The 24965-nt window shown below is 51.8% G+C and carries 22 protein-coding genes, 1 tRNA gene and 2 pseudogenes; 20 read left to right on the top strand and 5 right to left on the bottom strand.

What is annotated here, in order from left to right; genetic code table 11:
- The first annotated feature begins 1 nt into the window (after position 1).
- The gene (gene dnaI / locus AAFJ72_RS05955) at positions 2–940 is read left to right on the top strand and encodes a primosomal protein DnaI (protein ID WP_122904818.1); all 939 of its coding nucleotides are present in this window, start codon (positions 2–4) and stop codon (positions 938–940) included.
- Here the strand turns inward: dnaI and AAFJ72_RS05960 are convergent.
- Entirely contained in the window at positions 830–1552 is a 723-nt protein-coding gene (locus AAFJ72_RS05960) for a YdcF family protein (RefSeq protein ID WP_122904819.1), read from the bottom strand. The genes dnaI and AAFJ72_RS05960 overlap by 111 nt on opposite strands.
- 204 nt (positions 1553–1756) lie before the next feature.
- Here AAFJ72_RS05960 and AAFJ72_RS05965 point away from each other — a divergent pair, with 204 nt between their 5' ends.
- The 3 genes from AAFJ72_RS05965 to AAFJ72_RS05975 all read left to right on the top strand — a co-directional run bounded on the left by AAFJ72_RS05965 (position 1757) and on the right by AAFJ72_RS05975 (position 5784).
- On the top strand, positions 1757–4396 hold the full coding sequence (locus tag AAFJ72_RS05965) for an Ig-like domain-containing protein (protein WP_432776422.1): 2640 nt from the start codon (positions 1757–1759) through the stop codon (positions 4394–4396).
- A 243-nt stretch (positions 4397–4639) separates the two neighbouring features.
- Positions 4640–4715 (top strand) — tRNA-Ala (locus AAFJ72_RS05970).
- A gap of 469 nt (positions 4716–5184) precedes the next feature.
- Complete coding sequence (locus AAFJ72_RS05975) at positions 5185–5784, top strand: hypothetical protein (protein WP_122904821.1); 600 nt, start codon at positions 5185–5187, stop codon at positions 5782–5784.
- Between the two features lie 227 nt (positions 5785–6011).
- On the opposite strand, the gene AAFJ72_RS05980 is transcribed toward AAFJ72_RS05975, so the two are convergent.
- Positions 6012–6542: an ECF transporter S component gene (locus tag AAFJ72_RS05980; protein ID WP_122904822.1), complete on the bottom strand. Its 531-nt coding sequence runs from the start codon at positions 6540–6542 to the stop codon at positions 6012–6014.
- Positions 6543–6734: 192 nt separating this feature from the next.
- Here AAFJ72_RS05980 and AAFJ72_RS05985 point away from each other — a divergent pair.
- The 3 genes and pseudogenes from AAFJ72_RS05985 to AAFJ72_RS05995 all read left to right on the top strand — a co-directional run.
- Positions 6735–6908: pseudogene (locus AAFJ72_RS05985) on the top strand (DUF4180 domain-containing protein); the annotation flags it as partial.
- Between the two features lie 364 nt (positions 6909–7272).
- Entirely contained in the window at positions 7273–8532 is a 1260-nt protein-coding gene (tyrS, locus tag AAFJ72_RS05990; RefSeq protein WP_122904824.1) for a tyrosine--tRNA ligase, read from the top strand.
- Between the two features lie 221 nt (positions 8533–8753).
- Positions 8754–9689, top strand: a complete 936-nt coding sequence (locus AAFJ72_RS05995) for an iron-hydroxamate ABC transporter substrate-binding protein (protein ID WP_122904825.1) — start codon at positions 8754–8756, stop codon at positions 9687–9689.
- 138 nt (positions 9690–9827) lie between these two features.
- Here the strand turns inward: AAFJ72_RS05995 and AAFJ72_RS06000 are convergent, their stop codons facing one another.
- On the bottom strand, positions 9828–10166 hold the full coding sequence (locus tag AAFJ72_RS06000; protein WP_432776423.1) for a sigma-70 family RNA polymerase sigma factor: 339 nt from the start codon (positions 10164–10166) through the stop codon (positions 9828–9830).
- Positions 10167–10400: 234 nt separating this feature from the next.
- On the bottom strand, positions 10401–10889 hold the full coding sequence (locus AAFJ72_RS06005; protein WP_122904827.1) for a hypothetical protein: 489 nt from the start codon (positions 10887–10889) through the stop codon (positions 10401–10403).
- A 135-nt stretch (positions 10890–11024) separates the two neighbouring features.
- Between AAFJ72_RS06005 and AAFJ72_RS06010 the strand changes: the two genes are divergently transcribed.
- From AAFJ72_RS06010 to AAFJ72_RS06030, 5 genes are all read left to right on the top strand, one after another.
- Entirely contained in the window at positions 11025–11333 is a 309-nt protein-coding gene (locus tag AAFJ72_RS06010) for a DUF3139 domain-containing protein (protein ID WP_122904828.1), read from the top strand.
- 196 nt (positions 11334–11529) lie between these two features.
- Positions 11530–11838, top strand: a complete 309-nt coding sequence (locus AAFJ72_RS06015) for a DUF3139 domain-containing protein (RefSeq protein WP_122904829.1) — start codon at positions 11530–11532, stop codon at positions 11836–11838.
- 189 nt (positions 11839–12027) lie between these two features.
- Positions 12028–12465, top strand: a complete 438-nt coding sequence (locus AAFJ72_RS06020; protein ID WP_122904830.1) for a CoxG family protein — start codon at positions 12028–12030, stop codon at positions 12463–12465.
- 160 nt (positions 12466–12625) lie between these two features.
- Positions 12626–12862, top strand: coding sequence for a DUF2798 domain-containing protein (locus AAFJ72_RS06025; protein WP_122904831.1), 237 nt, complete (start codon positions 12626–12628; stop codon positions 12860–12862).
- A gap of 311 nt (positions 12863–13173) precedes the next feature.
- Positions 13174–14565 (top strand): TraB/GumN family protein, encoded by a 1392-nt coding sequence (locus AAFJ72_RS06030; protein ID WP_122904832.1) that lies wholly within the window; start codon positions 13174–13176, stop codon positions 14563–14565.
- A gap of 79 nt (positions 14566–14644) precedes the next feature.
- Here AAFJ72_RS06030 and AAFJ72_RS06035 read toward each other — a convergent pair whose 3' ends face one another.
- Positions 14645–15619: a helix-turn-helix domain-containing protein gene (locus tag AAFJ72_RS06035; protein WP_122904833.1), complete on the bottom strand. Its 975-nt coding sequence runs from the start codon at positions 15617–15619 to the stop codon at positions 14645–14647.
- 181 nt (positions 15620–15800) lie between these two features.
- On the opposite strand from AAFJ72_RS06035, the gene AAFJ72_RS06040 reads away from it, so the two are divergent.
- From AAFJ72_RS06040 to AAFJ72_RS06075, 8 genes and pseudogenes are all read left to right on the top strand, one after another.
- Positions 15801–16403, top strand: a complete 603-nt coding sequence (locus AAFJ72_RS06040; RefSeq protein ID WP_122904834.1) for an MptD family putative ECF transporter S component — start codon at positions 15801–15803, stop codon at positions 16401–16403.
- Positions 16400–17080, top strand: a complete 681-nt coding sequence (locus AAFJ72_RS06045; protein ID WP_122904835.1) for an energy-coupling factor transporter transmembrane component T — start codon at positions 16400–16402, stop codon at positions 17078–17080. Before AAFJ72_RS06040 ends, AAFJ72_RS06045 begins: the two co-directional genes overlap by 4 nt.
- Positions 17077–18549 carry an ABC transporter ATP-binding protein gene (locus tag AAFJ72_RS06050; protein WP_122904836.1) on the top strand — a complete coding sequence of 491 codons (1473 nt, stop codon included), beginning with the start codon at positions 17077–17079 and terminating at the stop codon, positions 18547–18549. Before AAFJ72_RS06045 ends, AAFJ72_RS06050 begins: the two co-directional genes overlap by 4 nt.
- The gene (locus AAFJ72_RS06055) at positions 18539–20350 is read left to right on the top strand and encodes an ABC transporter ATP-binding protein (protein WP_122904837.1); all 1812 of its coding nucleotides are present in this window, start codon (positions 18539–18541) and stop codon (positions 20348–20350) included. Before AAFJ72_RS06050 ends, AAFJ72_RS06055 begins: the two co-directional genes overlap by 11 nt.
- Positions 20350–22116 (top strand): ABC transporter ATP-binding protein, encoded by a 1767-nt coding sequence (locus AAFJ72_RS06060; protein WP_432776424.1) that lies wholly within the window; start codon positions 20350–20352, stop codon positions 22114–22116. The genes AAFJ72_RS06055 and AAFJ72_RS06060 overlap by 1 nt, the downstream gene beginning before the upstream one ends.
- Positions 22117–22700: 584 nt before the next feature.
- Positions 22701–23552: an alpha/beta fold hydrolase gene (locus AAFJ72_RS06065; RefSeq protein WP_432776425.1), complete on the top strand. Its 852-nt coding sequence runs from the start codon at positions 22701–22703 to the stop codon at positions 23550–23552.
- A 240-nt stretch (positions 23553–23792) separates the two neighbouring features.
- Positions 23793–24545, top strand: a complete 753-nt coding sequence (locus AAFJ72_RS06070) for an alpha/beta hydrolase (protein WP_432776426.1) — start codon at positions 23793–23795, stop codon at positions 24543–24545.
- Between the two features lie 206 nt (positions 24546–24751).
- Positions 24752–24922, top strand: a pseudogene (locus AAFJ72_RS06075) (MerR family transcriptional regulator); the annotation flags it as partial.
- Positions 24923–24965 lie beyond the last annotated feature (43 nt).

Below are 24965 nucleotides of genomic sequence, written 5' to 3' on the forward strand. Positions count from 1 at the left end.
TATGGAATCTATCAGCGCGTTCATGCAGGAGCTTGCCAAGCGAACCCCGCGCAACCTGCTGACACCCGATCAGCAACTGGATAAAATGTTCCGTTCGTCCGCGTATTTGAAAGCTTTTCAGGCGGAGCACCCGGCATTGACCCGAGACGATTACCTTCGCTCGCTCTCCAGCATTTATACGGCAGTCAAGGAGCAGTATTGGTGCGAGCGCTGTCCCGGCCTTGCAGAGTGTCCGAACCTGGTCAAGGGGCACAGCACCCGGCTTGAGGTGGCTCACGGCAACATCGTCAGCTCGATTACGCCCTGTTCCAAGCAGCTTGCGCATGAGGAAGAGGTGCGTCGCCGCCGCCTGATGCGCAGCTACTATGTATCCGAAGAGACGATGAACGCGAGCTTTGAACGGATGGTCATCGACGCGGACAATATGGCCTCGGTGGAGGCGGCGATCCGTTTTTGTGAAAAGGTAGGTACGGGCGAGCGGGTCAAGGGGCTGTATTTTCACGGCCCGTTTGGCGTCGGGAAAAGCTACATCATGGGAGCGATCGGCCGCGAGCTGTCCGAGCGCAATGTCGCTTCCCTGCTAGTCTATGTTCCCGATTTTATCCGCGAGATGAAAGATTCGATCTCGGACCAATCGTACGCAGGGAAGCTGGAGCTGCTCAAGGAAGTCCCTGTCCTCATCCTCGACGACATCGGGGCGGAAAACCTGACGCCGTGGGTTCGGGACGAGATTTTGGGCGTTATTTTGAACCAGCGGGCGAACAACCATTTGCCGACGCTGTTTACCTCGAACTACTCGCTGGAGGAACTGCAGGAGCATCTGTCCATCTCAAATGGCAACCGGATTGAGCAGACCAAGGCGGCGCGGATCATGGAGCGGATTCGCCACTTCGTGGACGTCTACGAAATCCGCCGCCAGAATCAGCGAGCGGGCAGCTAGCGAGAGAAACTGCGAGACTTCCCAGTAGGTGAGCGCGAGTACCTCCCTGCCCCGGTGGTACGGCCCGAACAGGACCTGCGACCGGACGCCGACGGCAGAGGCGTTCCACCCAAGCGATTCGGCCATGGTCATCGCGCGGGCCAAATGGTAGTCGTGGCTGATAATCAACACATGGTGCATACGATAGTCGTCGAAAGCCTGCTGGCCGTACAGCAGGTTTTCGTATGTACTGGTGGATTTGTCCTCCAGGAGAATGTGCTCTGCCGGGATGCCGTGGGCAACCAGATAGTCCCGGCTGACCTCTGCTTCTGTTTTCGTTTTTCCTTCGCCCAGCCCGCCTGTAACAAGCAAGGTAGACACATAGCCATCCTGATAGAGCCGGACAGCTTGCTCCAGTCGCTCGCGCAGCGCGGGACCCGGACTTTCTCCCCAGACGGCAGCACCCAGCACGATGCCGACATCGGCGTGGCGGGGGACAGCCTGTCCGGCGGTTTGCTCAATTCGCTGCCAATGATAGCCCACCCAGAGTCCGCCGAGCAGAACGACGACGGCGAGCGCTTGCAGCCCTTTTCGCGGAAAAAAATTCCGCATCCGTTTTCTTCTCTTATTCATTCTCTCCGTGCTCCCTCGTCTTGCTTTTTCGAGTTAATACTCGATCATTCTCTTTATTTTGACGTTGCAGCAGGTGGCAAGTTACACGTCTCGACACATGACCGACATAAAAAACTGGTAAATTATCTCTGAAAAATGCCGATATAGTAAGGGTGAGATGGTTTCGAAAAACAGCAAATTTCATACTTGCGAGGGAGGCTGGCAATGTTCTGGAAAAAAACGATGCTCTTGTTTCTGGCCATCCTGCTATTTGTGGGAACCGGGAGCGCAGGAATTGGACTGGCTGCAGAAGTCATCAATCGCCTGGTACTGACCAAAAACGAGGTAACGCTAGAGTTGGGCGATACTGTCTCCCTGGGGGCGACGGCCATCTATGAGAGCGGGAAAACGGAAGATGTTACGGTGAAGACGAATTGGCAAAGCCCGGATCAGGGCAAGGTGATTAACGTCTACTCGGGACAAATCACAGCCAAGGCGGTCGGAAACGCCGTAGTTACTGCGGAATACATGGGCAAGACCGCAATCGTCAATGTAACCGTCACCAAAAAGGTAAAGGCGCTGTCGCTGAATCAGCAGTCCGTCAACACCCGGATCGGGGAAGAGAAAACAGTTGAATTGACTGCTTACTACAGCGAAGGCGGACCTGAAAACGTCACAGAAAAAGCCGACTGGTCCATCGACAACCCGGCAGTTGCGACCGTCATCAACGGCAAGATCAGAGGCTTGAGCTCCGGTACGGCAACCGTTACGGCCAAGTACGGCAGCCAGACGACGAGCGTACAGGTCAGCGTGGAAATCGCTCACCGTCTCATTCCGAGCAAGACACAAGTGTCCCTGCTTCTCGGAAACGCTGCGACAAGCTCGGAAACAATCAAACTGCTAGCGATCTTCCCGGATGACACTCCAGAGGATAACGATGTAGCAGCAAAAGCCGAATGGTCTTCGGACAATCCGGCCGTAGCCGATGCGCTGAAAGGGACGATCACGGCATACAGTCCGGGCTCGGCTACCATCACCGCCAAATACGGCACCAAGACGGCAACGATCAAGGTTGATGTCGACAATACGCAACGACTGGTAGCGACTCCCCAGAGCGTATTTTTGAAGGTGGGAGAAGACAAGCCGGTGAAGCTGGAAGCCACCTATGTCAACTCGACTACGCCTGTAGAAGTCAATGACAAGGCAGAGTGGTCTTCGAACCGCGAAGACGTTGCGTACTACAGCAACGGAAAAATTCATGCTGTTGCTTCAGGCGAAGCCATCATCACCGCCAAATACAGCAACAAGACGGTACAAATTCTGGTGGATGTAGAAGTGCCGCGCTCGCTGGACATCATCCCGTCCTACCTGACGATGGCAAGCGGCAAAAGCGTGGAAATCGGAAGTGCGCCAAACGGCAACAACGTCATTGTGAAAGCCTTTTTTGCCGACGGACAGAGCGAGAATCTGACCGACAAGCTGGAATGGTCCTCAGATCACCCGGATATCGTGTTTGCCAGCGGGAAAACCATTACCGCCTACAAAGCAGGGACAGCGACCTTGACGGCCAAATACGGCGGGAAGACAGCTACGCTGGTCGTGGACGTGGATGTGCCGCAAAGCTTGACCGCCAACCCGGCCAAAGTCGCGATCCAGGCAGGAGATGTCAAGCAAGTAACCGTAACGGCTGCTTTCCCTGACGGTACAAGCGAAGATGTGACGCAAAAAGTGACCTGGACGTCCAGCGCTCCGGCAGTTGCCACTGTGCGTCAGGGATTGGTAACAGGCGTATCTACCGGGTCTGCAACCATCACAGCGACTTATGGAACACGCACGATCAACATTCCGGTATCCATCGGCGTACTGCAATCGCTGACCGTGGACAAAAAGTCGCTGGTCCTGAGCAAAGGCGCCAGCCAGGAAGTCAAGCTGACCGCCACCTACGCGGACGGGACAGTCAAGAACAACATCAATGACCAGGCGACATGGACCACTTCCTCCGGTGCGGTAGCCGAAGTGAACGCGGGTAAAATTACCGCTGTCGGTTCCGGAAAAGCCACAATTACAGGTACGTTTGAAGGCAAAAGCGTGACGATCTCTGTCGAGGTCGATCAGGCGCAAACTTTGACCGTCAATCCGCGCCTGGTGATTATGAACGTCAATGATACCGTGGCCGTTGAGTTGAAGGCGACAGACAGCTCGGGCGCAACCGTTGACGTGTCCCAAACCGCCGAATGGACCTCGTCCAACCTGAAGGTAGCCGATGTGGAAAACGGCAAAGTACGAGGTATTGCCAACGGCCGCGCCACCATCACCTTCAAATACGGCGGCAAGTCTGTGACCCTTCCGGTGGAAGTGGGAATCGTCACCAAGCTGGAGGCGGACAAGCGCTTTGTCAGCCTGAAATCGAATGGCAGCAGTGTGCAAATCAAGCTGACCGCCACTTTGTCAGACGGACGCACCATGGACGTCACCAGCCTTGCTGACTGGAAGACGAGCAACTACAAGGTAGCGGACGTTTCCAAGGGCTTGGTCAAAGGGCTTGCCTACGGAAAGTCCACGATCACAGCCAAATACAACGACAAGAGCGTCTCCATCCCTGTCGATGTCGATACGTTGAAGTATTTGAAAACAGATGTCGTCCAGATCGTCATGAACAAGGGCGAAACGAAGCAAGTCAAGGCCATCGCAACCTACACAGACGGCTCTGAGGCAGACGTCACGAAGCCAGCCCTGTGGACCACTTCGCGCCTCTTGGTTGCAGACGTGAAAGACGGTGTCATCAAGGCGACAGGGTCGGGTAAAGCGACGATTTACGTCAGCTACGGCGGCAAGAAAACGCCGATTGTGGTGACGGTGCGATAAGCAAGAACGGAATAGATTTTCTAGCATCTTATTCCGATGATAGAAGGAAAGGTGCCTCCATGGTCGATTATTCGATCAGGAGGCACCTTTTTTGATGAAGGAGGGATGTCTGGGGCGACTCCACTCACCGCCGAATGTGGGACAGTACAGCCAAACTTTTTCCGTTTTTTTCGCTTGCATTGTAAAAGAAAGGTGTGCTATACTTAAGTCACTGAGGCGGTAACTTGCTATCGAGTACATAATGGGGCATTAGCTCAGCTGGGAGAGCGCTACACTGGCAGTGTAGAGGTCAGCGGTTCGATCCCGCTATGCTCCACCATATGAAAGAATTTAAACCCTTGGTTCCCAAGGGTTTTTTGTGTTTTTGTATTCCGAAAACTCCAGTTCGACTGCTGAGTGCACCCTTTAGAATAGAGATTGGAAATCCATAGGGAAATCCGATGACTTCTAGGGGGGCATTTTTATGGCAACCAAAGGACAGAAGCTTTAATCATAACAAGAATTCGTGAAAATCGAAGCACTTCGTTTGCGGGTTGAGGAAAAGTGGACGTGTCGACGGATTACTAAGCAGTTGGGAAGTATATCACCACAGAGTAACGAATATTTTTAACACTATTGCGACAACTAGATTATTGATCGAACAGGAAAGTGTGTTATTTTTCAACCAACTATGTAATAATATGTATTTAATGGTATAAAACAGATTTTTGAATTAGATTTACTTAATATTTTCTCTTTATGCGTATTTAGTCAGAGGGTCTTATCACGACAAAGAGGTGGTTATTTGAATGAGGAAGTCTAAAATAGTACTCCTATTCGGTAGTTATCTATTAGCTTTTTTGATCGGTGGATTTTCTCAAAATGTATTTTCTTATGCTGAGAATGTACATGGCGCTTATCTTTCAGATGATGAGAGAAAAGATTTGGTTACTATTACTAATAAGTTCGATGAAAAATTTAAGCCAATAGGATTTGAAGAGTTGTTACAAGGTAATGAGAACATATTAACTGCTCCAGACAGTATTTTAGGAGATCAGCAGGAAGATGCAGATACCTCCATATTTGGAAGACAGAAAAACTATATCTATAAAAATAAATCAAACGGAACAATCATTCTCATGAGTGTAAGTAAAAGACTCGGTGTCCAACATGAACAATGGCAACACAGTATTTATTATAGTAATGCCAGATATAATTCACCTGATAATGATCTAAAAGCTTATTACGCAGACATATACCCGCCCATTAACGCATATCATTATAGTTTTGAAAAATTCGGTTATAGTGTCAGCTGTATACTCGTTTCCAATTCGAGTTATGATTCGGGAGCGAATACACTTGCGGAATTTGTTAAACAAGTGGATATTTTCCTTCGAGAAAATGTCTAAAGTTGTGTCAACGCCGACTTTATTTTTGTCGCACCCTCGCCAGTTTGGAATTGACCCACCTGGCAGCTGTAATCTGCCTTGTATAGCACACTTTTCTATATAAAGTGCAAGCGAAAAAAATCGCCCAGGAATCAGCATCTCCTGAGCGATTTTGATCGTTACAGCCTGCCGAAGTGCGTCATACGTAGCACTTCTGCGCAAACTGTGCAAAAAAGCATGGTTCTCCCTTATCCTTGCCCGACAATTTTTTTCAGGCGTCCTACCAGCGGCAGCACGATGATTCCAGCAACGACGACCTGGAGGAAGTTCCCCGGAATCGAGCCAAACGGCAGAATCCAGTTGCTGTACAGAATCACTTCCGCGAAGTAGTAGCCCACGATTTTAATCAGCAGGGCGCAAGCGATAGCGAGAGAATAGGCAAGGACGCGTTTGCCCGGCATTCTTTCCGCGATGAGACCAGCGACATAGCCCATGGCCCCGACAATGACGAAGGTAAACGGTGCCCATACCGTCCAGCCGGAAATCAGATCGAACAGGCCCATCCCGAAGGCACCTGCAATCGCTCCTGCTTTTCTGCCGTACACGAAAGCGGCAATGAACAGAGGCACGTTACCAAGGTGAATCAGGCCACCGTTGCCCATGAACGGGAGACGGATGTTGATGAACATGGTGGCTGCAAGGGTAAAAGCGATAAAAAGAGCATGAATGATGAGCATTTTTGTTTTGGATGCAGATCTGGATGAATAGGTTGAATCCATAAAACAGCCTCTTTCTTTTTTTCTATTATCATACCCGTAAATAAAGATGAAATAAATATGCTTCCGGCGATTTATTGGGGGAGAGTTGCAAGTGGGAACGGAAATTACTTGGTCGTTCTGCGAATATTGCGAGAGAGCGATTTTTTGTTTGCCGCAAGACGATCCGGGCCGTATTTTGCGATGGTAGTCGAAGGAGAAATTCTGCAAAAGTTCGTCACGTACAAGGCAAAGCTTGCTATCGCGGGCGATTTTTCCGTGTACACAAGCAAAAGCTTGAAAGATTTCATCTATGAGTCAAACAACCGCAACCACATTTTTTTCCTGCCGACAGAACAGCAGGGGCTGCGAGGGCAAACTGCCAGTTGACACCGCCTCTCCAATTCACTATACTGTCTGTAATCTTATACGCGACATACGTTGAAAGAGCCCAGTAGCAGCTTGGTCCCTGTCCCAGAAAGCCGGGGGTGGATGGAACCCGGTACACACCAAGCCCGCGAATTACAACTCTGGAGTATCTCGGGTAATGCTGAGCGGAATGGCGAACGATATCTCGCCGAGAGTGGCATGAATGGCGTCCGGAAGATGGAGCGACCATTGGTGCAATCTGGGTGGTAACGCGGTTATACAATCGTCCCTGTGTCTACAATAGACAAGGGGCGATTTTTTGTTGTCACACGCAACGTTGATTCGGTATAGGAGAGATTGACGAACCTAAGGGAGTGAATTGGCTGTGAACATTATTGACGAACTCGAATGGCGCGGGGCCATTAACCAACAAACAGACGCCGAAGGGCTCCGTGAATTGACGGAGCAAAAATCGATCTCGTTGTACTGTGGCGTCGACCCGACGGGAGACAGCATGCACATCGGGCACCTGATCCCTTTTATCGTGCTGAAACGCTTCCAGCTTGCGGGGCATCGTCCGGTTATTTTGATCGGGGGCGCGACAGGGACGATTGGCGATCCGAGCGGCCGTCAGTCCGAGCGTTCGCTGCAATCCCTGGAGCAGGTGCAGGCCAACGTAGAGGCTCTCACCGCGCAAATGAAAAAGCTGTTCATCACAGAAGGCGACAACCAGATCCGATTGGTCAACAACTACGACTGGACACATAAAATCAACGTGATCGAATTTTTGCGCGATTACGGGAAAAACTTCAGCATCAACGCGATGCTCGCCAAGGATGTCGTGGCAAGCAGACTGGAGAGCGGCATTTCCTTCACCGAGTTTTCCTACCAAATCCTGCAGGCGCTCGACTTCCTGCATCTGTACAGACACGAGGACGTCCAGCTGCAAATTGGCGGCTCCGACCAATGGGGCAACATTACAAGCGGTCTTGATCTGATTCGCAAAAAAGAGGGTCCCGAGGCAAAAGCGTTTGGCCTGACGATTCCGCTCATGCTGAAGGCAGACGGAACGAAGTTTGGGAAAACAGCAGGCGGTGCCGTCTGGCTCGATCCGAACAAAACGACGCCGTTCGAATTTTACCAGTTCTGGGCGAACACCGACGACCGCGACGTCATTAAATACTTGAAATACTTTACGTTCCTGACCAAAGAGCAAATCGACGAGCTCGCGGTAAAAGTCGAGACGGAGCCGCATAAACGTGAAGCGCAAAAAACGCTCGCAGAGGAAATGACCCGATTCGTGCACGGCGAAGAGCTGCTGGAGCAGGCCAAGCGCATCACAGCCGCTCTCTTCACGGGCGACATCAAATCGCTTACCGCCGATGAGATCGAGCAAGGCTTCAAGGAAATGCCGACCTACGAAGCGACAAAAGAAGCGAAAAACATCGTGGACTGGCTCGTCGAGCTGGGCATCGAGCCGTCCAAGCGCCAGGCGCGCGAGGACATTACCAAAGGCGCGATTTCCATGAACGGCGAGCGTGTGAGCGAGCTGGATCTGGTAGTAACGCCTGATCTGGCGATTGGCGGACGTTTCATCATTATCCGCAAAGGCAAGAAAAACTACAGCCTTGTAAAGCTGTCGTAAAACAATAGCGTGGCAAAAAAGCTTCCCTCCTGATGCGTGGGAAGCTTTTTGCTATTTCCAGCTTGCTCAGCCACGGGGGAACACAAAATCGAGGAAGGCGATCCGCTTGTTGTCTTGCCCGTATTGACAGGAAATAGAGAACGGTTTATAGTATGTAATTGTTTAGAAATGATTATCATTATCACTTGTTGTTTTTCACTCTGTCAAAAGGAGAATGCAATATGAAAAAGTGGCTCCCTTCCATTATGATGTCACTCGTGCTGCTGCTGAGCGCCTGTGGCAATGCTACAGTGCCAACGGAGAACGCTGCCGGGAACAACGGTGCAACGCAGGAAGCAAAGCCTGAAACGATTACATACCAGTCTGAAAACGGACCTGTCGAGGCTCCGGCCAATCCGAAGCGAATCGTCGGTTTGACAAATGCGCCGAACGTTCTTTCGTTGGGCGGAACACTGGTCGGAGTCGATGAGTGGACGAAAAAGAACCCGCTTTTCACCGACAAAGTAAAAGATGTAGAGACGGTATCCGATGAGACGCTGGAAAAAATTCTTGCGCTCCAGCCCGACCTGATTATTGCCGGGTCCTGGATGAAAAACCTGGATAAATTGAAGGAGATCGCGCCAACCGTTGTCTACACGTGGGGCAAGCTGGACTATTTGGCGCAGCAGCGCGAGATCGGCAAGCTGCTGAACAAGGAAGCGGAAGCGCAAGCGTGGATCGACGATTTCACGAAGCGGGCGCAAGCTGCCGGAGAAGAGATCAAGGCAAAAATCGGCAAGGAGAAGACCGTCTCCGTCTTCGAGCACGACGCCAAAGACTTCTACGTATTCGGAAACAACTGGGCGCGCGGAACCGAGATTCTGTACCAGGCAATGGGCCTCGCCATGCCGGAAAAAGTGAAGAAAGACGCACTCGGCCCCGGCTACTACATGCTTTCCCTGGAAGTGATCCCGGAGTATGCCGGAGACTACATCGTACTCAGCCAGCGAAAGGGTGCTGAAAATGCGTTCCTGAACTCAGAGACGTGGAAAAATATCCCGGCTGTGAAAAACAACCATGTGATCGTCATTGACACAGAAGCTGCTACCTACAGTGATCCGATTACGCTGGACTATTTGCTCAACATTTTCAAGGAAGGCTTTCTTGGGAAGCAATAGCCGCTTCTAAAACATACAGGCAGGCTAAAAGAGGCGTGCTGAAAATACGAAAACGCTTGGGGAACCGTTCCACTCCAAGCGTTTTCTTTTTGTTTTGTGTTTGCCTGGCTGCCTCCATTTCGGAAGAGGTCTGCAATCTTACGAGGTAGATTCCCATTTTCGCCGAAGCAGCCCTAAATATTTGCGTTTGTATTTGTTTACGCCTTGCTGGGATATTCCTAAATGATTCGCTACGATTTTTTCGGGAACCCCGTTGATAACGACTTGTTCGATAATGAATCTTGCTTTCGCTGGAAGGGAAATCAGCATTTCTTCTACATACAGTTTAGAATCTACAGATGAGATTTGATTTTGCCCACATATATTTTCTATGATGGGAAGCTCTCGGGTGGAAATCTTCTTTGTTTGATACTGCAACCGCCAGGCAATCCTTTTTATTAGTCTCCTGCACTCTTCTTTTCGCAGTTCGTCATTCATTCTTCTCACCATCCTACCTTCTAGGTAAATGTTCGGGGGAAAAAGCAACTCATTTTAACAAATCAATATATTTTTGTGTTATGTGGTAAAAAGAGGATTTTTTCTTTGTCTGGAGTATAATTTAAATATAGAGTTATATTACGGCTGAACCGGATATAGTCTGTCTAAATAACTGAGTTGGATAAGCTGAAAGTGAGGAAAAACCCCGCAAATGCGAGGTTTTATTCGACTTTATTACTTATTAACTTTAATAGTTTCTACTGATACAAATTCCTCAGAATCTCTTACATCACTTGGATAAATATGGGTTGCCCGACTTCCATCGGTAAGACCCATACCGGTTATATCGAGCTCATAACCATAGTAAAAAGCGTGCCAGATGAACTTAGAACAATAACTAAGCTCGATATTATCCAAGTCCATATTGAAGTAATATTTCTTCACATCACGAATATGGTTTTTTGCCCAATTAGCAGCTTTAGAAGCTCCTCTCCCAGGGCGAAGAACTTGGATCTTATCACCGTCATCAAACCGACTTACATAGTAATCGATATTGTCGATGAACCCAGGTCCTTTTGGATGAACGTGAATAACATCGTAGTCTGGTCCGACAATTGCCACGTGTCCAACAAAAAAAGTTGAAATGCTTTTTTTCGAGTACAAAACGTCTCCTGGCTTCATATCTGTGTTAGTACCAGGATATTTTGGTCGATCAGATGCCATAAAAAATTCCTCCTATAAAGTTGACTAGCGATAGTAGGGCGCCCATTATCGCCTTCACTCTTTAAGGAGATTAGAAGCATCATTTTACAACCAAATTCGGCAGCTCGCGGTGCACCGTCTTGGGGGATAACGAAAATGAACAAAAAAACGATGATTATGCTTTTCCTGGGCTTACTCCTTATTTCTGCTCCAGTGATATATGTTCAAGTGACTTTGTTAAACTTGGAAAATCAAGTACGCCACTATCTCATTACGGAGAAAAACATCGATGAGCAAACAATAGCGAGTATAGATGGCGTTTTTGGAAAGCTTCCGAATTTCAGTGTAGAAGTTGTTTTTGCTGACGAGCCGGATGTCAGATACTTTTATACCGAAAATAACGGAAAAATAGTACCAATTGGTGTATCGCTTAAACCCGAAGGATACCAATACAAACACAAATGAGTCCCCAAATGGCTGCGCCCCCAAGCCTCCGCCAGATTTCATTAACAGAATCGCCTACACCGACCTTACCGACCTTGGCAAGCCCGATCGGAAGCAGCGTGTGTTAAGACGACGACACATTTTCGAAACAAGCAGGGGAAAGGAATGAGCAACGGTTTCGGAAAAAAGCTTCATTTTACAACGGGTGATAACGAAAATGAACAAAAAAACGATGATTATGCTTTTCCTGGTCTTACTCCTTATTTCTGCTCCAGTCATATATGTTCAAGGAACATTGTTAAGATTGGAAAATCAAGTACGCCACTACCTCATTACGGAGGAAAACATCGATGAGAAAGCAATCGTTAGTCTAAATGGCGTTTTTGGAAAGCTTCCGAATTTTAGTGTAGAAGTTATTTTTGCTGACGAACCTGATGTCAGATACTTTTATGCCGATATAGACGGAAAAATTGTGCCTGTACATGCATCGCTCAAACCCGAAGGATACCAATACAAACACAAATGATCCCCACATGACTGCATCCGCAACTCGCCAGATTTCATTAACAGCATCACCGACACCACCGACCTTGGCAAGCCCGACCGGAAGCAGCTTGTGTAAAAACAACGACACATTTTCCCGAAATATCCTGCCCCCAAAAGCCATACATATTACGAGACATCCGAAACAACCAGGGGAAAGGAATGAGCAACCATGCCTCAAGGCATCCACGATATTGAGCTGCCGCTGCCGATCGGGACGGTCTGGAAATTTGTCAGCGTACTGGAGAACTGGGTTCCTCTCGTGCCAGGCTACATCAGCCACGAAGTGATCGATGAGCGGCGCGTGACCTGGACGTTTACCGGAGACATCGGGATTATGAAAAAAGAAATCAACCTGCAGGTGGACATTACCGAGTGGAACGAGCCGACGGAAGTGAAGTTTACCCTGACCGGAATCAACGAGAATTTTTCGGGAGAAGGCTACTTCCAGGCCGAGGCGTTGGGGGAAGCGCGCACGAAAATGACCGGGTTTCTCGACATTACGGCAAAAGGTTTGAAGGCCCCTATGGTGAACTCGATCCTGAAGTCACATGTCCCGCAATTGACGACAGATTTGGCGGAAGCTGTCGCCAGCCGAATGAGAGAATGACAAGCGCAGTGCTATGGAAAAGCCTTTGCGACACAGCAAAGGTTTTTTCTTGTCCATTTCGACACTTGCAGCGTTGACGGCTTCGTTATTTTGCTTTAAGCTACGATAATTAGCTGGGCAATCATTGTGCAGAACAAGAAATTTCAACGAGGTGTTGTGTGTGAAAATCCCGAAAAAATACGAAGCCATTCTCTTTACATTTTTGATGGCATTGGGCATGTCCTGTATTTTGTCGTTCTTCATGATGCTGATTAATTTCGGCTTCAACTCCATGTTGCTTGAACGCTGGCTCAAGGCATGGCCGATGGCTTTTTCGCTGGCGTTTCCCGCCGCTTACTTGCTGCCAAAAGCAATTCGCCGGCTGATGAACAAAATTACGTTTGTCGAGAGCAAATAAGTTTTGGCTCCACCGCACAGCTATTGCAAAGGCTGTGTTTTTTTATGCGCATTGCAAGGCGGATAAGGAAGCGGGACCCTTTTCAACCGCTCGACATTCCGGCAGGTGTCTTTACAGCGGGCGTAGGCGCCCCTTTTTTCATCTACTTGCTTTACCGAAACCGCAATCGCTAGGCAAAAGGGAAAGGATTACGCAAATGAAGTCAACCGAATCTAACATTTGGTTACTTGCCATTTTTCGTTGTGGTATAATCTACCATTGGTAGAAAATAACGAGCGAGTCTGCTTGGCAGCATGAGAGGAGTCCTTTTGATGAACAAAAAGAAGCGATGGAGCAAGTTTTTCCGTTGGGCCGGAGCAGGAGTGTTGAGCTTGTCCATTTTGTTGGGACAAGTCTATCCGGTTTATGCCAATACGCCTCTGTCCACTCCAAGCGTCAGCCCATGGGCTGTGTCGACCTTGAACGAAGGCGAGAAATACGGGATTTTCCCGTTGAAATGGTACCAGGACGAAGCGTTTTTGCAGCCGATCTCTGCTGATCGGTTTGCCGAGTTGATGAAGGCGACGGAAAAAAAGCTCGACTCGCTTGGCTTGCAAAAAAAAGCAGCGGCTGTGTCGATTCCTCAAGAGAAAGTCATTACCCGTGAAACGGTCATGACCACTTTGTACAAGCTTTTGGCCCAGTACGAGCTGCCTGCCGCATTTGAACTGACGGGACAAGACCCTTTGACCTACTTGCAGAAAAAAGGTTTGGTGCAAGGAACGGGTGCAGGTCTGGCCCTGCAGCAGCCCGCGACGGTTGAACAGGCTGTGGTGCTCGCAAGCCGGGTTGTCGAGTTTGCCTACGATACAGCGGGCAGTGGTGCTGCAGGTCTGATGTGGAAGGTGACGAACGGCAAAAACACGCTGTACTTGCTCGGCTCCGTTCACATCGGGACTACGGACATGTACCCGCTGAAAAAAAGCATCCGCGACGCCTTCGAGGCATCGGACGACCTGTGGGTCGAGGCGGACATCGTTGGCGGCGACATGGACTACATGACTGAAAAAATGATGTACAGCGACGGAACGTCATTGAAGGACCACGTATCTGCCGAGACGTACAGCAAGCTGCAAAAGGTGCTGGCAAGCCTGGGGCTGCCGGAGAATTCCTTTGATACGATGAAGCCGTTTGCCGTTACGCTGTCGCTGCCGACATTCGGCTACGTCTCCGATTCAGCCGAAGACAGGGAGGTTAGTCTGATTACGGGCATTGACAGCTACTTCCTGACCAAAGCGATGCTGATAGACAAGCCAATCCATGAACTGGAAGGCATCAAGCTGCAAACGGACTTGCTTTCCAACGTACCAGCTGAGCAGCAGGAAAAAGAACTGAACACGATGCTGGACAGCATCCTCTCCGGCGAACAACCGCTGGCGGACCAGGGAAAAATTTTGCGAGACATGCAGCGCGACTGGGTGGAAGGCGATCTGGAAGGGCTGACCAACACCTTGACAGCCTACGGTCAGTTCGGGGCCGGCGAAGTGAACCAGCGCCTGCTAGGAGAACGGGACCGCAACATGGCAAGCAAGCTGGTCCAGCTTCTGGAGCAGGAAGGAGAGCACACTTCTTTTATCGTGATTGGCTCTGCCCATTATGCGCTCGAAGGCATGGTTCTCGACCAGTTGAAAGAAAAAGGCTACGACATTCAGCGCCTGAATTAAACAAAAAAAGCTGTAGTCGACGTGTGAGCGGCTACAGCTTTTTTGTCCCTGTCGGCATGGAGTATCCCAAAACGCTGGCTTACAAGAGCGTATGGCTGTATCTCCGGTATTCGTTCGGCAGCATCCCGGTAATTTTGCGAAACAGCTCGGAGAACCGACTGGGGTTGTGATAGCCGACAAGCTGCGCGATCTGGTTGATCGGCATGTCCGTGCTGCTGAGCAACTGCTCCGCCCGGCTCATCCGCTTGTTCTGAATATATTCGGTAATCGTGCATTTGTAGACGAGCTTGAACGTGCCTTTGAGCTTGGTCGTCCCCATGCAGGCAATCCGGGCCAGGGTCTCCAGGTGGATTTCCTCGGCAAAGTGGTCGTCGATATAGGCAGTCACAGCTTGCAGACTGTCCAAATCCGCCTTAGATACGTATTTGCTCGGATAGGTCTTTTTTTGCTGCCGGGCTTTTTCGACGATGAGCGAGACAGCCTCTGCAACCTTGCCCTCGTAGTACAGCCTGGCTGCGATGCCGGTGCCGCGAAACTGTCTGATCTGCCGGAACAAGAAGACGAGCTCGGGAAAATTCGTCAGTCCGTCCACGCTGAGAAAAGACGAGCGCGGGTCCGTATACTCGTCCGGGTACTTTGCTTTCAAATAATCCTCGTAGTATTCCGGTGTAATCTCGATCCCCGTCGAGCGGATCGGGATATTTTTATGGTAGCGCGCCCGATACACATTGTTGCAGCCAAAATGCACCCGGATGCACCCCGAGGACAAGCGCTTGTACGGGTGCAGTTCTTCGCCCGAGACGGAATCGTAGTAGTTCAGGCTCAAATATTTCGGCTGCTGGAATTCCAGGAACAAATCTTCATAGAAGACGAAATCGAGAATCGAGATGGCAAACAGGTTTTCTCTGGAATACGTCCAGTAATGCCCGGAGCCTTTGTCGGGCGAGACGGAAAAGCACGTACCTGCCTGACTGTAGGGCGTCTTGCTGTCATCCCGGAAAAAACCGCATTGCATCAAGCAAGGCACATGCAGTTCTCTCACAAGATCCTTCATCTGCTTTCACCTCCCAATACCGTGATCGGACGAAAACATGCCACGAAAAGACGCACCTGCGTCCAACTCATTGACCCTCCCGGTTGGATAAAAATAAAATGAAAGCATGTCACTGCGAATGAAAATTAATCTCATTTGCAGTTCTCAACATGTTTCCCATTGGACATAAGGAGGAACGATCATGGAAGCTCAACTCTCACCCCTGCAAAACAGATGGACGTTGCGGGACTTCATCACACTTGCCATCTTCAATGTGGTCATGCTCATCATCATTACGTTTTGCCCGATGTTTACCTTCGCCTCTTACCTGATTGTCGGCGGGATTACCGCTCTGCTCAACGGCCCGCTCTATGTGGTCATGGCGAACAAAATCAACAAACGGGGCGTACTGTTCTTATCCTCTATCATTACGGGCCTGTATTTTGTTGCTTACGGATACGCGTATTTCCTGCTGGTGCTCGGCGTTATGGGCATCATTTGCGAGCTGGTTTTGTGGGGGCAGGAAGGCTATAAAAGCACTTTGCGCAGTGCCATCGCCTATGCGCTGTTCTATGTCGGCTACTCGATGTGCGGGATGGTTCCGCTCATGTTCTTCCGCGACGAGTACATTGCGATTCTGTCCAAAAGCTACTCCAAAGTGGCTCTGGATGAAATGCTGTACTACTACGGGACTCCGAGCATGGCGATCACGATGTGCCTGATCTCGGCAGCGGGCGGACTTGTCGGTGTCATGATCGGAAACATGCTGTTCAAAAAGCATGTGAAAAAGGCCAAGCTGGCATGAGACAGCCAGGTCCAAAGACACACCTGCTGGTGCTCCTTCTGGCGAGCATCCTGACCATACTCATCAAGGACGACCTGCAGGTACATATGATGCTTGCTTTAAGTGTAGTGTACTTGGTCTTAAATCGGCTGTCCAGAAAAGTGCTTCCCTTTCTTCTCGTCTATGTGCTGTCTCTGGCTGTTTCCTTTGCCATGCCAGAGACGCTCGGGACGATGAAGCTTGTCTTTTATTCGTTTGCCAGAATGATGCCGCTGGTCATGATCGGGGCGACGCTGATGTACTCGCCCCCAGGCAGCATCATGTGCGTTCTGGAGCGGATGTCAGTCCCGCGGCCGATTACCGTGATGATTTGCATTCTGATCCGCTTTTTCCCGGTGGTGCTCCTGGAGATGAAGGCGATTCGCGACGGCATTCGGGCGAGGGGGATTTTTCCGCACTGGTACAGCGCGCTGCTTCATCCGGCCATGGCTTACGAATGCTTTTTCATGCCGCTGGTCGTGCGCTGTCTGAAGCTCTCCGCAGAACTCGCTTCGTCGGCTGAACTGCGCGGGATCGAGAGCGACTGCGCGCGGACGTCGATCCATGCGTTTCATTTCCGGACAGCGGACGCAGTGGCGCTGGTCATCTACATCGTAGCGGCGGCAGCAATTTACGGAGCGGGAGGGATGATAGCATGATCGAGCTGAAAGATGTCACCTTCCATTATGAGAGTGAAGACGGCACGCTTGGCAGCGACACGGGGGTCAACCAGATCAACCTGTCGGTAAAAGCCGGACAGTGTGTCGTGCTGTGCGGGCGTTCGGGCAGCGGCAAAAGCACGATGATGCGGCTTGTCAACGGTCTTGCCCCCGGCTTTTACGCAGGCAAGCTCAGCGGCACGGTCAGAGTCGGCGGGAAAAGTCCCTCGGAGCTTTTGCCGCAGGAGAGAACGCGGCTGATGGGCGTCGTGTTTCAAGACCCCCGAAGCCAGTTCTTTATGGAAAACGTCCGCGACGAGCTGGCTTTTTCTGCGGAAAACATCGGGATGGACCCGCAAGAAATCAGGGAGCGGATCGACAAAGTAGCGAAGCAGCTTGGTGTGTACCATCTGCTCGATCGTTCGCTGCACAGGCTGTCCAGCGGCCAGAAGCAGCGCGTAGCGATTGCGGCTGCATCGGTCCTGAACCCGCCGCTTTTGTTGCTAGACGAGCCTACGGCCAATCTGGACCAGTCCTCAACGCGAAATCTGATCGAGATTATGCACAGGCTCAAGCAAAACGGCACGACACTGCTCATTTGCGAGCATCGGTTGACGCCGTTTTTGCCTGTTGCAGATCGGTATGTGTGCATGGAAAACGGCAAAATCGCGCAGACGTGGACGAGAGATGAATTCGCCCAATTGCCGCTGGAAGCGGTGCGGCCATACGGACTGCGGCACCCGGACATGGCTCGTGCAAGCACCGCGGAGGAGCAGGCAAGTAAGACTCAACCGTGCGAAATCGCACTGGAAGCGCGAGGGCTTTCGTATTTTTACCGCAGAAAAGGCGACGGAGTCTCGGAGATCGACATTACGCTGCCAAAAGGAACGGTTACAGCGCTAACAGGTGAAAACGGGGCCGGAAAGTCGACTCTCAGCAAAATTTTATGCGGGCTGCTGCGCGAACAAAAGGGCACGGTCCACTACGGCTCCACACGCTATTCCGCGAGCAAAAGGCGCGCTGTGAGCTACCTGGTCATGCAGGACGCCGATTATCAGCTCTACGCCGACAGCGTGGGCAACGAGATTGTGCTGGGCAGACGGGTGGACGAAAAGCTGCGCCAGCGCGCCTATGCGGCGATGGAGGCGTTTGGCATCGAGCATTTGCGCGACAGGCATCCGGCGTCCTTGTCGGGGGGAGAAAAACAGCGGGTCACGATGGCGGCCGCCTACTGCTCGGATGCAGAGTGGATCATTCTCGACGAACCGACGAGCGGGCTGGATGGGGATGGTGTGCTCAAGGTGGCAGTATGGGTGAGAAAGCTCGCCCAGGCAGGCAAAACGGTCGTCATCATTACACACGACCAGATTTTGTCCGCGCTGGCCAGCGATCAGATTGTGGAATTGAAAGCGGTACACGATGTGGAGACGATTTTCACAGAACAAGGAGTGAGAACGGTTGAAACCTAAGGCAAAAACAGGAATGGCGCGATTGCTGGAGCTGGCTGGCGAAAAAAAGACGCTGATGGTCTTTTCGGCAGTTTTGTCTACCGTAAGCGTTTTTTTGCTGCTTGTCCCGTACTTGTCGATTTACTATGTTCTGGCTGAGCTTTTGCGGCACGCCGCCGATATTTCGGCCGTTGATGCGGGCTATGTCATTGAGTGGGCGGTTTGGGGCGTGGCAGGGCTTCTGCTCGGCTATTTGTTTATGTACGTCGGCGGGATGTGCTCGCACATTGCCGCCTTTCGCATTTTGTACGGCATCCGCGTGCGGCTTGCGGACCACATCGGTTCACTGCCACTCGGCTATTTCAGCAAAAATGCCACAGGCAGGATCAAAAAAGTCGTGGAGCTGGACGTGGAGCGAATCGAGCTGTTCATCGCCCACCAGCTGCCTGACCTGATTAATACGGCGGTGATGCTTGTTGTCATCGTGGTCGCGATGTTTTCGCTTGATATGTGGCTCGCTCTGGCCTGCATCATCCCGATGGTGCTCGGCTTCTTTGCCCAATACTCGATGATGGCCGGCAAAAAAGCGAAGGCCGGACTCAAGGAGTATTTTGACGCGCTGGAGGCAATCAGTTCGTCCTCGGTTCAATATGTGCGCGGGATGCCTGCCATTAAAATTTTCGGTCAGACGGTGCATTCGTTCCGCAAGTTTTACCAGGACATCCTGCACTACCGCGATTTTAGCCTGCGCTACACGGACAACTTCGAGCGGGGCTACGTGTCTTTCAAGGTGGTTATGGTCTCGCTGGCGACGTTTTTCTTTCCGGTCGGCCTGTTTTTCATCAGCCAGGACCCGGATCACGTCGCTTTTGCCGCAACGCTGATGCTGTTTCTCGTACTCGCCCCAGGTATCGCTACGCCGATTTTCAAGTTGAACAATTTCGCCTCGGCAATGACGACGATTGCGGAGGGGGTCAATCGTATTGACGAGATGCTGCAAGAAAAGGCGATCCCCGAGCCGGAGCAAGGGGCGAAGCCAACGGGCTATGACATCATGTTTCGTGACGTTTCCTTTTCCTACGAGGGCGAGGGCGGCAAGGAGGTGCTCCAGGGAATCAGCTTTGTGGCGCCGCAAGGCAAAATTACGGCGCTCGTCGGCCCGTCAGGCTCGGGCAAATCGACCATTGCGCAACTGATTCCCCGCTTTTGGGATGTGCAAAAAGGGGCGATTACCATTGGCGGTGTAGACATCCGCAAGATGAAGACGACGGAGCTGATGGACGCGATGTCCTTCGTCTTTCAGGACAGCTTTTTGTTTACGGATACGCTCTACAACAATATTTTATCCGGGCGTCCGAGCGCGACGAGAGAGGAAGTGTACGCTGCGGCAAGGGCGGCGCAATGTCACGGATTCATTGAGCGCTTGCCCAATGGCTACGACACGCTGATCGGCGAAGGCGGCGTGCACCTGTCGGGCGGGGAGCAGCAGCGAGTGTCGATTGCTCGCGCGATTTTGAAAAACGCGCCGATATTGATTCTCGACGAGGCGACGGCGTACGCCGACCCGGAAAACGAATACGAGATGCAGCTCGCCTTGGGAGAGTTGGTTCGCGGCAAGACCGTGCTGATGATCGCCCATCGGCTGACGACGATTTGCGACGCCGATCAGATCATCGTACTGAAAGACGGCAAAATCAAGGACAGGGGTACGCATCGCGAACTGCTCGCGCGCGGCGGACTGTACAAAAACATGTGGGCCGCCTATACGAATTCGGCCGACTGGACGATTGATCTCAGGCAGGAAAAGGAGGTGCACGGCTGATGCGCAAGCTGCTGTATGACATTACAGCCGGCAACCCCAGGAAAATGGGGAAGCCGATCTTCTGGGCTGTACTTGCGAATCTCGCCAACATGCTGCCGTTTGCTTGCCTGGCCTGGGCGGTAAGCCTGATATACGCCTACTATGCCAAAGAGCAGGCCACCCTCGATACGCAAAGCTTATGGCTGGCGTGGGGCGGCATGGCTGTATTTCTGCTCGTCGTGTTCTACTGTGAGCGCAAAGCGTATCGCGCAATCTATCGCGGAGCGTACGAAGCGTCTGCCGAGGGCCGGACGAATCTGGCCGAGCACTTGCGCAAGCTGCCGCTTGGTTTTCTCATGCGCAAGGACGCAGGCGAACTGGGCCACGCGATCATGAACGATTTTACCCAGATTGAAAATGCTGGTACGTCGATTTTGCCGCAGTTAGTGAGCGGTGTGCTGATTCCGTTTCTTGCGTTTTTCGGCCTGTTGTTCTGGGACTGGCGCATGGCTGTGGCGATGCTGGCCGGATTTCCGGTCACGATCCTCATTTTGTGGGGCGTCTCCCGACTGGAGCGCAGGCTTGGCACGAGTCATTCCCGGGCCAAAGTCGCCCTCGCAAACTGTCTGCAGGAATATTTGTACGGCATGAAGGTCATCAAGGCGTACAATTTGCGCATCGACAACTTTCAAAGGCTGAAACAGTCGTTTTACCGCTACATGCAGGAGAGCATCAGGCTGGAGGGCGTGCTCGGCCCGTTTTTTCTCGTCGCCATGGCATTTATGCAAATGGGCGTCTCGCTGTTGACGATAGTTGGCGTTTATCTTGTACTCGGCGGCGAGTTGACCGTTCCGCTGTTTGCGATGTTTGTGCTGGTCGGGGCGCGTATTTTCGATCCGCTGTCTGTGGCAATCATGCGCCTGCCCGCGTTCAAGTACGATGCGATGGCGGGGGAGCGCATCGTCAATCTGCTGGCCCAGCCGAGCATGCAAGGCGAACAGGAAGCGCCGGAGGAACACGACATCCGCTTCGAGGAGGTCAGCTTTGGCTATCACGATGATACGCTCGTACTGGACGGCGTGTCTGTCGAGATGAAAAAAGGCACGCTGACCGCGATCGTCGGGCCGTCCGGCAGCGGAAAAAGCACGTTGCTGCGGCTGATCGCACGTTTTTACGATCCGGTCGGAGGACGGGTGCTGTTCGGTGGAAAAGATGAACGCGAGATCGACCCGGAAAAGCTCATGCAAAAAATTTCGATGGTATTCCAGGATGTGTACTTGTTCCAGGATACGATTCGCAACAATATTCGCTACGGGCGGGAGGATGCGACACAGGAAGAGATTGAGGCCGCAGCCAAAGAAGCGCGTTGCCACGACTTCATCATGAAGCTGCCGAACGGCTACGACACGATGGTCGGCGAGGGCGGCTCCACTTTGTCCGGCGGCGAAAAGCAGCGCATTTCCATCGCGAGGGCGATTTTGAAAAACGCTCCGGTGCTGCTCCTGGACGAAGCGACTTCCTCGCTCGACCCGGAAAATGAAGCCGACATGCAGCAAGCGATCGGGCGGCTGGTCAGAGGCCGGACGGTCATCATGATCGCCCATCGGCTGAAAACCGTTGTGACCGCAGACAACATCATCGTGCTGGAAAAAGGCAAGGTTGTGGAGCAGGGCAGGCACCAGGAGCTGTTGGAAAAAGGCGGGCTGTACGCCCGGCTGTGGGAGCTACAGCGCAGGACGAGCGGGTGGAAAATTACGGCCCAGCCGCTATCTGAGTGCCATGAGTGAAAACGGGCGCGCGTGCTGGATGATTATCCATTCATTTACAGTTGATAGCGGCTCGTGGTAGGATGGACGAAATTGAGAGGAACGGAGGATTACGTGTGGCAAACTAATTTTTCGGTTTCATTTTTAGCACAATGATTGGAAATAGCACGAAAAAGGCTAGGTCGTGTGCGGACGGTAATCGAAGAATGGTTTGCCTGCAAGGTAACCGGTTTGCAGGACAGGTGGGGAGTTTGTCAAGCGACGCCCCCGCTTGCCCTGAAAAAACAAAAGAAGAGAAGGAAGCGAACGGAACGGTTCTTATCACGATTCCGCGCGTTGCAAAAGCGGCTCTGCTTTTATAAGCGGCGTGCTTTTCACGCAGCAAGTTTGCAGTGTTTGGCGCGGTTCATTCTCTTTGCTTTTTCGATTACACCAGCACAGGCAGCCAGCCTGTGTTTTTTTATCCGTACAAGAGCAACGAAGGTTGCACCCATAGCTTGACGCAGGTGCGGAAACACGCGAGCAGCCTAAGACTGCCCGTCGCGCAAACGGCCTGGCAAAAGTCCGGCTGTTGATGAAAAGACAGCATGAAGGAGGAGAAACAAATGAAAGAACGCATGGTGAATCGAAATGGCGTGGAGTTTTGCACGGAAAGCTTCGGCAATCCGGCCGATCCGGCTGTTTTATTGATTATGGGGGCGCAGGCGTCGCTCGTCTGGTGGGAAGAACCATTTTGCCAGCGACTGGCGGACGCGGGCCGCTTCGTCATTCGCTACGACAATCGAGATGTCGGCCGCTCTACCATTTTTGAGCTGGGCAATCCGGGCTATACGTTTGAGGACATGGCAGACGACGCCATTCACATACTCGATGCCTACGACATCGAGCGGGCGCACATCGTCGGCATATCGATGGACGGGATCATCACGCAGATCATCGCTTTGCGGCATCCGGAAAGAGTGCGGACGATCAGCTTGCTGGCAACGTCCAATTTCGCCCCGGATTTGCCGCCGATGGAAGAAAAGATCGTGCAATTTTTCACCAGTGCAGGAGACATCGATTGGGAAGATGAGCAGGCTGTGATCGACTTTTCCGTCGCGAAGTGGAAAGTGCTCGCAGGCTCCCGGTACCCGGTTGACGAGCAGCGGATGCGTGAGCTGGCGACAGCGGAAGTAAAACGCAGCCGCAAGATGGCAAACATCAACAATCACGCGCTGATTCCCGGCAGCGAACCGTACCTGGCCCGGACGGCAGAAATCGCGGTCCCTGCCCTGGTCATTCACGGCACAGAAGACCCGATCATTCCGTATCCGCACGGTGTCGCGCTGGCGCGGACGATTCCCGGCGCCGCGCTGGTGACGCTGGAAGGAACCGGACATGAGCTTCCGCAAGGCGACTGGGATGTGATTATCGGCGCAATCGTGCAGCATACGCAGGAGGGCGGCGGCGCAGTGTAGCGGGCGGCTTCGAGGCGAAAACGTTATCCGAAAACGTTAACAGTGGCGACCTGCTTTGCGTAAAGGCAGCTGCCGAGTGCCCATGAACGTGTTCGTTTCTCTTTCGTGACGAGAATTCCGGGAAAAGACACAGAAGGAAAAGCTTCATCGGCAAATCTGGATTTTGTGCATGGCTCCTCGTGCAAACTCTCCTTATAATTTTTGAGAGACTTCATCAAACCCGAGGAAAAGAGGCCAAGCATGAGATTCATTACAGAATTTGTGGCGGGCTTTGAACTGTCCATCCATTTGCCAAGCAGTTATCAAGAAGAAAACAAACGCTATCCCGTCATCTACTTGCAGGACGCAGGCAACGTCGCCATGGATGCGTTCAATTACCTCCAGCATTTGTTCAACAGCAAGCAGCTTCCCGAGCTGATTCTCGTCGGGGTCAAGCCGCACGACCGCAATCACGATTACACGCCGTGGCCTGCAGGGGCGCTTGTGACGGGCAGTTCGTCATTTGGCGGCGGAGCGGGCCGCTATGTGCAACTACTTGCAGACGAGATCAAACCGTACATCGACCGCCACTATTTGACCATGCCGGAGCGGGAAAACACCGCGATTGCCGGCTGCTCGCTCGGCGGACTGGTCAGTGCCTACGCGTACTTCAACCGCCCGGAGACGTTTGGCAAAAGCGCCTGGATTTCCGCTTCGTTCTGGTACGAAGGCTTCATCGCCTACATGCAGGAGACGCCTTTGCCTGCTGAGAAGCACCGCCTCTACATGTACGTGGGAGAGCTGGAAGGCATCTACAAACAGACGATTCAGTCGGGGATGGTCGCGCGAACAAAAGAAGCGCACCGCATCCTGCTCGCCAAAGGCTTTCCACAGGAACAGCTGAAATTCGAGACAGACCCGCTCGGGACGCACGATTCCTTTTTCTTCGCGGCTCGCTTCATGAATGCGCTGAAATGGCTGTTTGCAGACGGCACGGACGCATTCCCGCGCTAAAACCGCAGCAGGGCGCGGCACAACCCGACCTTGGCGTCATTGGCAAAAAAGGTATAAAAGTAGAAAAGCAGGACACACTGAGTTTCATACACTGTTAACCATCTTTTTCAACCCTCGCCCATGCCAGCGAGGGATTTTTTTTGCAAAAACGCTGGACTCTCCGCTTGGGGGAGTCTTTACACTAAAGGGGAAAGGAGGGCTGACACGTGCTGTACACGCTCAAGGAAGTATCGGAGCTTTCCGGGGTGACGATCAAAACGTTGCACCATTACCACAAGATCGGCTTGCTTGCGCCGTGCGAGATCAGCGAAGCGGGTTATCGGCTGTACGGCACAAAAGAGCTGGAGCGCCTGCAACAAATCTTGTTTTATCGAAAAAAAGCTTCCAACATTCGGTTGAATCTGGAAAAACAAGGACGTT

The sequence above is a fragment of the Brevibacillus gelatini genome (genome assembly GCF_050920745.1).
Classification (GTDB): Bacteria; Bacillota; Bacilli; order Brevibacillales; family Brevibacillaceae; genus Brevibacillus; species Brevibacillus gelatini.

Bases quoted from the DNA above. Each gene is read 5' to 3' on its own strand.
- AAFJ72_RS06050 (WP_122904836.1), top strand. From the start codon at position 17,077: ATGATCGAGCTGAAAGATGTCACCTTCCATTATGAGAGTGAAGACGGC.
- AAFJ72_RS05960 (WP_122904819.1), bottom strand. From the start codon at position 1,552: ATGAATAAGAGAAGAAAACGGATGCGGAATTTTTTTCCGCGAAAAGGG.
- AAFJ72_RS06005 (WP_122904827.1), bottom strand. From the start codon at position 10,889: ATGGCATCTGATCGACCAAAATATCCTGGTACTAACACAGATATGAAG.
- AAFJ72_RS06035 (WP_122904833.1), bottom strand. From the start codon at position 15,619: ATGAAGGATCTTGTGAGAGAACTGCATGTGCCTTGCTTGATGCAATGC.
- AAFJ72_RS06015 (WP_122904829.1), top strand. From the start codon at position 11,530: ATGAACAAAAAAACGATGATTATGCTTTTCCTGGTCTTACTCCTTATT.
- AAFJ72_RS06000 (WP_432776423.1), bottom strand. From the start codon at position 10,166: ATGAATGACGAACTGCGAAAAGAAGAGTGCAGGAGACTAATAAAAAGG.
- AAFJ72_RS05965 (WP_432776422.1), top strand. From the start codon at position 1,757: ATGTTCTGGAAAAAAACGATGCTCTTGTTTCTGGCCATCCTGCTATTT.
- AAFJ72_RS05995 (WP_122904825.1), top strand. From the start codon at position 8,754: ATGAAAAAGTGGCTCCCTTCCATTATGATGTCACTCGTGCTGCTGCTG.
- AAFJ72_RS06020 (WP_122904830.1), top strand. From the start codon at position 12,028: ATGCCTCAAGGCATCCACGATATTGAGCTGCCGCTGCCGATCGGGACG.
- AAFJ72_RS05980 (WP_122904822.1), bottom strand. From the start codon at position 6,542: ATGGATTCAACCTATTCATCCAGATCTGCATCCAAAACAAAAATGCTC.
- AAFJ72_RS06010 (WP_122904828.1), top strand. From the start codon at position 11,025: ATGAACAAAAAAACGATGATTATGCTTTTCCTGGGCTTACTCCTTATT.
- AAFJ72_RS06070 (WP_432776426.1), top strand. From the start codon at position 23,793: ATGAGATTCATTACAGAATTTGTGGCGGGCTTTGAACTGTCCATCCAT.
- AAFJ72_RS06045 (WP_122904835.1), top strand. From the start codon at position 16,400: ATGAGACAGCCAGGTCCAAAGACACACCTGCTGGTGCTCCTTCTGGCG.
- AAFJ72_RS06040 (WP_122904834.1), top strand. From the start codon at position 15,801: ATGGAAGCTCAACTCTCACCCCTGCAAAACAGATGGACGTTGCGGGAC.
- dnaI (WP_122904818.1), top strand. From the start codon at position 2: ATGGAATCTATCAGCGCGTTCATGCAGGAGCTTGCCAAGCGAACCCCG.
- AAFJ72_RS06030 (WP_122904832.1), top strand. From the start codon at position 13,174: ATGAACAAAAAGAAGCGATGGAGCAAGTTTTTCCGTTGGGCCGGAGCA.
- AAFJ72_RS06065 (WP_432776425.1), top strand. From the start codon at position 22,701: ATGAAAGAACGCATGGTGAATCGAAATGGCGTGGAGTTTTGCACGGAA.
- AAFJ72_RS05975 (WP_122904821.1), top strand. From the start codon at position 5,185: ATGAGGAAGTCTAAAATAGTACTCCTATTCGGTAGTTATCTATTAGCT.
- AAFJ72_RS06060 (WP_432776424.1), top strand. From the start codon at position 20,350: ATGCGCAAGCTGCTGTATGACATTACAGCCGGCAACCCCAGGAAAATG.